This is a genomic window from Curtobacterium subtropicum (assembly GCF_030362975.1).
GTDB classification, from domain to species: Bacteria; Actinomycetota; Actinomycetes; order Actinomycetales; family Microbacteriaceae; genus Curtobacterium; species Curtobacterium subtropicum.
In genome coordinates, this window is sequence record NZ_JAUCMM010000012.1 from 73,306 (window position 1) to 81,333 (window position 8,028).

Annotated in this window: 8 protein-coding genes and 1 tRNA gene; 5 read left to right on the forward strand and 4 right to left on the reverse strand. The window is 72.5% G+C overall.

Going from position 1 to position 8,028, the window contains the following annotated elements; all coding sequences use genetic code 11:
• The first annotated feature begins 35 nt into the window (after nt 1-35).
• The 3 genes from msrB to QUG98_RS14630 all read left to right on the forward strand — a co-directional run bounded on the left by msrB (nt 36) and on the right by QUG98_RS14630 (nt 1,910).
• Nucleotides 36-443: a peptide-methionine (R)-S-oxide reductase MsrB gene (gene msrB, locus QUG98_RS14620; protein ID WP_289471253.1), complete on the forward strand. Its 408-nt coding sequence runs from the start codon at nt 36-38 to the stop codon at nt 441-443.
• A 36-nt stretch (nt 444-479) separates the two neighbouring features.
• Nucleotides 480-552: transfer RNA gene (locus QUG98_RS14625), tRNA-Thr, on the forward strand.
• A gap of 383 nt (nt 553-935) precedes the next feature.
• Nucleotides 936-1,910 carry an acyltransferase family protein gene (locus tag QUG98_RS14630; RefSeq protein WP_289471254.1) on the forward strand — a complete coding sequence of 325 codons (975 nt, stop codon included), beginning with the start codon at nt 936-938 and terminating at the stop codon, nt 1,908-1,910.
• A 76-nt stretch (nt 1,911-1,986) separates the two neighbouring features.
• Here QUG98_RS14630 and QUG98_RS14635 read toward each other — a convergent pair whose 3' ends face one another.
• Nucleotides 1,987-3,018, reverse strand: coding sequence for an aldo/keto reductase (locus tag QUG98_RS14635; RefSeq protein ID WP_289471255.1), 1,032 nt, complete (start codon nt 3,016-3,018; stop codon nt 1,987-1,989).
• A 146-nt stretch (nt 3,019-3,164) separates the two neighbouring features.
• Nucleotides 3,165-3,956 (reverse strand): alpha/beta fold hydrolase, encoded by a 792-nt coding sequence (locus QUG98_RS14640; RefSeq protein WP_289471256.1) that lies wholly within the window; start codon nt 3,954-3,956, stop codon nt 3,165-3,167.
• Between the two features lie 34 nt (nt 3,957-3,990).
• Here QUG98_RS14640 and QUG98_RS14645 point away from each other — a divergent pair, with 34 nt between their 5' ends.
• A complete protein-coding gene (locus QUG98_RS14645; RefSeq protein WP_289471257.1) occupies nt 3,991-4,761 on the forward strand; it encodes an NAD(P)H-hydrate epimerase in 771 nt (256 codons plus the stop codon).
• A 24-nt stretch (nt 4,762-4,785) separates the two neighbouring features.
• Here QUG98_RS14645 and QUG98_RS14650 read toward each other — a convergent pair whose 3' ends face one another.
• A complete protein-coding gene (locus tag QUG98_RS14650; protein ID WP_289471258.1) occupies nt 4,786-5,727 on the reverse strand; it encodes a 2-deoxy-5-keto-D-gluconate 6-phosphate aldolase domain-containing protein in 942 nt (313 codons plus the stop codon).
• 34 nt (nt 5,728-5,761) lie between these two features.
• Entirely contained in the window at nt 5,762-6,904 is a 1,143-nt protein-coding gene (locus QUG98_RS14655; protein ID WP_289471259.1) for a glycerol dehydrogenase, read from the reverse strand.
• A 102-nt stretch (nt 6,905-7,006) separates the two neighbouring features.
• Between QUG98_RS14655 and ypfJ the strand changes: the two genes are divergently transcribed.
• Nucleotides 7,007-7,900, forward strand: a complete 894-nt coding sequence (gene ypfJ, locus QUG98_RS14660) for a KPN_02809 family neutral zinc metallopeptidase (RefSeq protein WP_289471260.1) — start codon at nt 7,007-7,009, stop codon at nt 7,898-7,900.
• The last annotated feature ends 128 nt before the right edge of the window (nt 7,901-8,028 follow it).

The following is an 8,028-nucleotide window of genomic DNA, read 5'->3' on the forward strand; positions in this document are numbered from 1 at the left end:
CACCATCGAGTCCCGACCGGAAGCAGGAGGAAGCAATGGCGTACAACGTCGACAAGTCGGACGCCCAGTGGCGCGAGGAGCTCTCCCCGGACCAGTACGCCGTGCTCCGGCAGGCCGGGACCGAGCGTCCGTGGACGGGTGAGCTGCTCGACGAGGAGCGCGCCGGCATCTACACGTGTGCGGCGTGCGGCGCGGAGCTGTTCAAGAGCGGCACGAAGTTCGACTCCGGCTGCGGCTGGCCGTCGTTCTACGAGTCGGTGCGGCCCGAGGCCGTGCAGCTCATCGAGGACAAGTCGCTCGGCATGATCCGCACCGAGGTCCGCTGCGCGAACTGCGGCTCGCACCTCGGGCACGTGTTCCCCGACGGCTTCGGCACCCCGACGGGTGACCGCTACTGCATGAACTCACTGTCGCTGAACTTCTCGGCCGAGCCGACCGAGTGATGGTCCGACGCGCCCGCCGCTAGGATGGGCGCGTCAGCCGGCATGGCGCAATTGGTAGCGCACCGTACTTGTAATACGGGGGTTGCGGGTTCGAGTCCCGCTGCCGGCCCCGCACGACGCAGATGACGAAGGGCCCGGACGGGATCCGTCCGGGCCCTTCGGCGCGTGGAACGCGGATCAGGAGGCGTTCCGAGCACTCGACGCGGTAACCAGCCGGTCGTACACCGATCGTGACACCGGGACGGGTGACGTGTCCACGCTTCCGGTCCGATCCGCGCGAACCCGCACGGATGTGCAGGATCCGGCCCCGTCGTCTGCGCTCACGCTGTGCGCAGCCCGAACAGATCCCGACACCTCCTTGCGCCGACGCCCGGGCTGCGCAGCGTCGCGATGATGCCGGACGGCTGACCCGAGGAGCGCTCGACACCCGGGGCGTCGTCCCGGGCCCGGCGCTCCTTCCGTCCAGGACTCGACCTGCGTACAATGTTCGATGTGGTACATCAGTCGCGCGCAGCAGGGATCGACCTCCTCAGGGTGCTCGGCCTCGTCGCCGTCGTCGCCGGCCACGTGTGGACGGACCACGGCGTCGTGAGATCAGCGTTGTACTCGTGGCACGTCCCGCTCTTCTTCTTCCTCGCCGGGTACTTCTGGACCGCAGGCCGCTCCCTCCGGTCCGAGGCGATCGCCCGGGCCCGGAGCCTCCTCGTGCCGTACGCGCTCTGGCTCCTGCTCGTCGGTACCGTCTGGCTCGCAGTGGCGCGGCCGGACCGCGACGGACCACTCGCCCTCGTCGCGCCCGTGCTCGGCGGGAAGTACGCGAGCGCACCGTTCTCAGCCTTCTGGTTCGTCACGGCTCTCTGCACGTGTGCGGTCCTCCGTCGGCTCCTCGAACGGTTCCCGGCGCCGGTCCGCTGGTCGGTCGCCGTCCTCGGGGTCATCGGTGCGACGGTCGCGCCCGAACTCGTCAGTGCGGTCCCACTCGGCGTCGGGACGGCATTCCCCGCACTGGCGTTCCTGCTCCTCGGTGAGACGTTCCGGCACGTGGCCGCGGACGTGCGACGGCCAGTGGTGACGGGCATCGGGCTGCTCACCGGGAGTGGGATCGCGCTCGCCGCCGGCGTCCGCCCGCTCGACGTCAAGCAGGCGGATCTCGGCACGCCGATCGCCAGCGTCGTCGTGGCGACGGCGATCTGCTGCGGGCTGGTCCTCCTCGCGCGGGCCGTCGAGACGCTCCTGCCCGCCTCGTGGCAGCGGGCCACGGGCCGCCTCGCGGCATGCGGCATCGGTGTCGTGCTCAGCCACGCGCTCGTCCTGTGGCTGATGCCGCAGGACGTGCCCGACGTGCTGGCCTTCCTCGCGGCGCTGGTGCTGCCGTGGGCCGCGGCACTCGCGCTCGGCCGCTCCCGGACGGCGGGTTGGACGGTCGGCACCGCACCGCGCCGGGGCAGGAGGGTCGCCGCGGCGTGACCGGAGACTCGACGCCCGCCGGTACTCAGCGCCCGCCCGTGCTCGGCGCTCGCCCGTGCTCAGCGCCCGCCGGTGCTCAGCGTCCGCCGGTGATCCGGCGCTCACGCTGCGCGACACCGGCGGTGCCGTACGGGTAGTCGTCGATCCGCGGGGCGCTCGCGTCGGTCAGCGTCTGCAGCTCGTCGTCGGTGAGCACGAGGTCGGCCGCACCGAGGTTGTCCGCGAGCTGCGACACGTTCCGGGCGCCGAGGATGACGCTCGTCACCGCGGGGCGGGCGAGCAGCCAGGCGAGGGCCACCTGCGACCGCGAGGCGCCGTGCGCGTCGGCGACGTCCGACACCGCGTCGAGCACCTTCCACGTGCGCTCGTCGGCGTTCCGTGCCTCCCACGCCTCCATGCCGCGCTGCGGGTCCTCGCCGAGACGGGTCGCTCCGGTCGGCGCCTCGTCGCGCTGGTACTTCCCGGACAGCCAGCCGCCGGCCAGGGGCGACCAGGGCAGCAGGCCGATGCCGGCGTCGAGGCAGGCCGGGACGACCTCGTGCTCGATGTTGCGGACGAGCAGGTTGTACTGCGGCTGCAGCGTCACCGGCGGCGCCCAGCCGTGGGCCTTCGCCTCGTACACGGCCTTGGTGACCTGGTAGCCGAGGTAGTTCGAGAAGCCGTAGGTGCCGATCTTGCCGGCGGAGACGGCGTCGTCGAGGAAGCGCAGGGTCTCCTCGATCGGGGTCAGCGCGTCCCACGCGTGCATCTGGTACAGGTCGATGTGCTCCACGCCGAGCCGTTCGAGCGAGGCGTCGAGGGCCACGCGCAGGTGCCGGCGGGACAGGCCGAGGTCGTTCGGTCCGTCGCCCTGGGGGAACCGGCCCTTCGTCGCGATGACGACCTGCTGCGCCTCGGTCGGGTGGGCGGCGAGCCACCGGCCGATGATGCGCTCGGACTCGTTGCCGGAGTACACGTCCGCGGTGTCGACGAGCGTGCCGCCCGCTGCGACGAACGCGTCGAGGATCTGGTGGGAGGTGGGTTCGTCGGCTTCGCTGCCGAACGTCATGGTGCCGAGGGTCAGCGTCGACACCGATGTCCCGCTGTTGCCGAGGAGTCTGTAGTCCATGGCCGGGACGCTACGCCCGGTCTCCCGGACCCGAGGGGTCCCGCCAGTACCCGTCAGGGGTTCGGCACCGCCACCTCAGCGCCCGTCGGACAGGAAGGCGATCGCTCGCTCCCGGAAGTCGCGCGACGTCGGGGCGCCGAACGGTGTCACAGTGTGGTTGCTCCGCTCAAGAACGCGATCGCTCGCTCCCGGAAGTCGCGCGACGTCGGGGCATTGAAGTGGTTCCTCCGCGGGATCTCGAAGAACGACGCGTCCGGCGCCGCCCCGGCCAACCGCACGGCGCTGTCCCGGATCCCGTCCTCGCTGCCCGCCGCCATCAGGATCGGTTGCGTCGGCGCGTTCTCGGGCGTCGGCTCGACACTGTTCCGCATCCCCTCGACCATCGCGACGAGCGCCCGCAGGTCGTTCCCCTCGACGTTCGCCGCCATCTGCAGGTAGCCGTTCGTCACCCGGTCCTCGACGGGGGTGCCGTCCGCGATGTACGCCTTCGCCTGGTCGACCGCGACCCGACGCATGGGGTCCGCGTCCGGGATCCCGCCGAGCACCGCCCGCGAGATCCGGTCCGGGATCCGCTCGGCGGTGTGCCAGCCGACCCGCGCGCCGAGCGAGTACCCGAGGAAGGCGACGTCGGCGAGCAGGTAGGTGTCGATGACCGTGGTGACGTCGGCGACGAGCAGGTCCATCGAGTACGCGGACGGGTCGTGCGGCTTCGACGAGGCGCCGTGCCCCCGCTGGTCGAGCGCGACGACCCGGTACCCGGCGCGCACGAGGTCGCGGGTCCACCCGGAGGCGTGCCAGTTGAGGACCGCGCCCGAGGCGAACCCGTGCACGGCGACGACCACGGGGGCGTCCGGGTCACCGAAGTCGTAGGTCGCGAGCTTCAGGCCGTCCGGGGACATCACGGCACGGGGGCGGGGCGCTTCGGGGACGAGTGACATGGCGTCACCAGGCTACCGGGGCAGGGTGGACCCCATGGACGGCTACGGCGGCGATCAGGTCCGGGCGGCGGAGCGGCCGCACCTCGAGGCGGGGGAACCCCTCATGCAGCGCGCGGCGGACGGGCTCGCCCGCATCGTCGGCGAGCTGCTCGACGACCCCGCGGTCCGTCCGCAGGACGGTCCGGGGTCGGTCCTGCTGCTCGTGGGGAGCGGTGACAACGGCGGTGACGCCCTCTTCGCGGGAGCGCGCCTGGCTGCGGACGGGAGGCACGTGGCGGTGCTGTGCGTCGGCTCGCGTGTCCACGGGGCGGGCCTGGCAGCGGCGCTGGACGCCGGCGCGCGCCTCCTAGACGGACCGGCGGACTCCCGTGCGGCCGGCAGCGACGCGGGTGCGGCCGACATCCTGCGGGCTGCCGTGACCCCCGACGCCGACCGCCTGGCGGCGGTCGCCGCCGAGGCCGCCGCCGAGGCGGACCTGGTGCTCGACGGCATCCTCGGCATCGGAGCGGGTGGCGGGTCCCCGCTCCGCTCCCCCGCGCGGCAGGTCGTCGACGCGATCCGCGAGCTCGCTCGCGACCAGCGCGCCCCCTTCGTCGTCGCCGTCGACGTGCCGAGCGGCATCGATGTCGACACCGGCGCCGTGGCGGACGACCACGTGCTGCACGCCGACGTCACGGTCACGTTCGGCGGGGTCAAGGCGGGGCTGCTGACCGGCCCCGGCGCGACGCTCGCGGGCCGCATCGAGCTCGTCGACGTCGGCATCGGTGCGGACCTGGCGGCGACGGAGCCGCTGGTCCGCACCTGACGGCGACCGGCCGCAGGGCGGGGCTCAGGCCGCGCCGGCGTCCACCCCGTCGACGACGTCGGGACGGGCCTCGAGCCAGGTGTCCACGAAGTGCCGGTAGTTCGCGGCGATGACCTGCTCGGCGGCCTCGTGGTCCAGCCCCCGCTGCACGACGTCGTCGAGCGCGTCCTCCCAGTTGCTCCGCCCGATGGCGAAGCCGACGAAGCCGTCGACCGGCGCTGCGGTCCGGAGCCAGTGGTCGAGCTGGTCCTGCGGGGCGTCGCGGCCGAGCACGATGCACTGCACGTGGTCACGACCCCCGGCACGGGCGGCGGCGACGACGCGCTCGGCGTCCTCGGTGCGGTCGAGGCCCTCGAGCTTCCACACGTCCGGCTCGACGCCGTGCTCCTGCAGGTACCCGATCGTCTCGACGACGAGCCCCGGTCGGACGTCGCGGTCGTAGTCGTCGGCGGACGCCTGCTGCTCGTCGGTGCCGGGGACGAGGAGTTCGACCAGGAACGCCCGGTCGGCGTCGTGCAGGGCCTGCGAGACCTCGGCGAGCCGCTCGGCCTGCGCCTGCCGGTCGCCGGCGTCGAACGCTGGGTTGTCGCGGACCAGCACCTTCACGAAGTCGGGGTCGAACGAGTCGACGTGCGCGAGCCAGTCGTCGCCGTACTCGAGCTCGAACCAGTCGCGGCCGGACTGCTCGATCGGCATCGCGAGCTGCAGTCCGGCCTCGCGGACGAGCCGGGCGACGTCCGCACCGTAGCGCTCGTCGACGAGGACGCCCGTGCGGGGGCGGGACGCCCCCGCGGCGAGCGCGGTGAGCACGCCACGGTAGACGAGCTGCTTGCCGGCGCGGACACGCGCGGCGTCGGCGTCGTCAGCGGGCTCGCCGGACTCGTCGCCGTAGGTGTGCTCGAGGAGCGAGGACCGCTGGTCCATCGCGAGGAGGAAGAGGGGGTGCTGTTCATCGAGGTCGGCCATGCCGCCATGCTGCTCGCACCCCCTCCGGCCGCGCTCAGTGGGCGCGGTACAGCTCGGGCTCCGGGAGCCCGTGGGCGGCACGGATGCCGCGGGAGATCCCCTCGATCGCGACGAGCGCGTCGACGACGGCCTCGGCGGTCACCGGGAACGGCATGTTGTGGATGGTCTCGCTCTCCACCGTGGCGGCCTCGGCGACGGCCTGGAGCACGTCCCGGTCGTCGACGGTCAGACCGATCTCGGTCAGCGTGTTCGGCAGGCCCACCTTCGTGGTGAACACGACGAAGTCCTCGATCTCGTCTGCCGGTGCCCCCTCGAGCACGAGCTGCGCGATCGTGCCGACGTTGACCTTCTGCCCGTGCGCGAGCCCGTGTGCCTGCGGCGCCGCGGTCAGGCCGTTGTGGATCGCGTGCGCCGCAGCCAGGCCACCGGACTCGAAGCCGAGCCCGGAGAGCAGCGTGTTCGCCTCGACGACCTTCTCGAGCGCCGGTGTGACGACCTTCGCCTCGACGGACGCGATCGCCTGGAGCGCGTTCTCGTGCAGGAGTCGCCAGGACAGCTCGGCGAGGGCGACGCCGGTCTCGGTCTGCAGCCCGCCCGCCATGGTGTCGGCGTTCGCGCGCTTCGCGGCCCGGGCCTCGACCCAGGTGGCGAGTGCGTCGCCGATGCCCGCGACGAGGAACTGCACGGGCGCGTTCGCGACGAGCTTCGTGTCGATGAGCACGAGGTCGGGGTTGTGCGGGAAGAAGCGGTACTCGATGAACTCGCCCTCCTCCGAGTACACGACCGCGAGTGCCGAGGTCGGCGCGTCGGTGCTTGCCGCGGTGGGGACGCTCGCCCAGCGGATCCCGGCGAGGTGCCCCGAGGCCTTCGCGGCGTCGATCGCCGAACCACCGCCGAGGCCGACGACCACGTCGGACCCGGTCTCGCGGATCCGCGCGGTGAGGTCGTCGATGGCCTGCGGGGTGGCGAAGCGGCCGAAGCCGACCCGCTCGACGGGCAGTCCGGCAGCGTCGAAGCTCGTGCGCACGGCGTCCTCGACGATGCCCCACACCACGTCGTCGGCGACGAGCAGCGGACGCTTCCCGATCGGTGCGACGAACTCCCCGACGCGGGTGATCGCGTCCTTGCCCTGCACGTAGCGGGCGGGGCTCATGACGGTGCTGATCGGAGTGGCCATGGTGCTGCTTCCTTCCGGGTTGCGCGTGCTGTTGGTCGACATGTGTCGGGTTCACCGACGGACCGCACGCTACGCGGGTCGGCTCCGGGTACGGTCGGCGGCATGACGTTCAACGAGGACTCGCAGCTCAGCGGCGGGAAGGTGAAGCGCCGCGGCCGGGCGGCGGCGATCGGCGGCGGCGGGGTCGGCGTCGCCGCGATCGTGGTGTTCCTCATCGCCCAGTTCACGGGTGTCGACCTGAGCGGCCTCGTCGGTGACGGCAGCGGGACCACGCAGATCCAGCAGCAGGACGAGACGGTGCAGCCCGCCGAGGAGTGCCGCACCGGCCGCGACGCGAACCAGCGCGTGGAGTGCCGGATGGAGGGCGCCGCGGAGTCGCTCGACGCCTACTGGACGGACCAGGCCGACGCCCTCGGCATCGCGTACACGACGCCCGCCTTCTGGCTCTTCGACGGATCGACGGACACCGGGTGCGGCCAGGCCTCGGCGGCGACCGGCCCGTTCTACTGCCCGCCGGACCGCGCGATCTACCTCGACACCGCGTTCTACGACGACCTGCAGTCCCGGTACGGCTCGTCCGGCGGTCCGCTCGCGCAGATGTACGTCGTCGCGCACGAGTGGGGCCACCACGTGCAGCAGCTCCAGGGCACCTTCGCCGACACCGACCGCTCGGGCACCGGCGCGTCGTCGGGCAGCGTCCGCGTCGAGCTGCAGGCGGACTGCTACGCGGGCGCCTGGGTCGGCTCGGCCGCCACGACCCGTGACGCGTCCGGCGAGACCTTCTTCGAACCGGTCACCCGGGCGCAGATCGCCGATGCGCTGTCCGCCGCGAGCGCCGTCGGTGACGACAGCATCCAGGAGCGGGCTACCGGCCGGGTCGACCCCGATTCCTTCACGCACGGTTCGAGCGCGCAGCGGCAGGCGTGGTTCACGCGTGGGTACGAGCGCGGCGCGACGGCGTGCGACACGTTCAGCGTCCCCGGCTCGCAGCTCTAGATGTGATGTCCAGGGACGTTGTGTCGTCGGGCGGTCGGTGACGCGCTGATCGAAGAAGGCCTCCCGGTGGTGGAGTGGAGCTGTCTAGGAACCGCTTCACCGACCAGGAGGCCTTCGTGTCCCACGCT

What these genes read in the sequence shown, in the direction of transcription:
- QUG98_RS14635 (WP_289471255.1), bottom strand. Translation starts at nt 3,018, where the DNA reads ATGGACTACAGACTCCTCGGCAACAGCGGGACATCGGTGTCGACGCTG.
- ypfJ (WP_289471260.1), top strand. Translation starts at nt 7,007, where the DNA reads ATGACGTTCAACGAGGACTCGCAGCTCAGCGGCGGGAAGGTGAAGCGC.
- QUG98_RS14640 (WP_289471256.1), bottom strand. Translation starts at nt 3,956, where the DNA reads ATGTCACTCGTCCCCGAAGCGCCCCGCCCCCGTGCCGTGATGTCCCCG.
- QUG98_RS14645 (WP_289471257.1), top strand. Translation starts at nt 3,991, where the DNA reads ATGGACGGCTACGGCGGCGATCAGGTCCGGGCGGCGGAGCGGCCGCAC.
- QUG98_RS14650 (WP_289471258.1), bottom strand. Translation starts at nt 5,727, where the DNA reads ATGGCCGACCTCGATGAACAGCACCCCCTCTTCCTCCTCGCGATGGAC.
- QUG98_RS14655 (WP_289471259.1), bottom strand. Translation starts at nt 6,904, where the DNA reads ATGGCCACTCCGATCAGCACCGTCATGAGCCCCGCCCGCTACGTGCAG.
- msrB (WP_289471253.1), top strand. Translation starts at nt 36, where the DNA reads ATGGCGTACAACGTCGACAAGTCGGACGCCCAGTGGCGCGAGGAGCTC.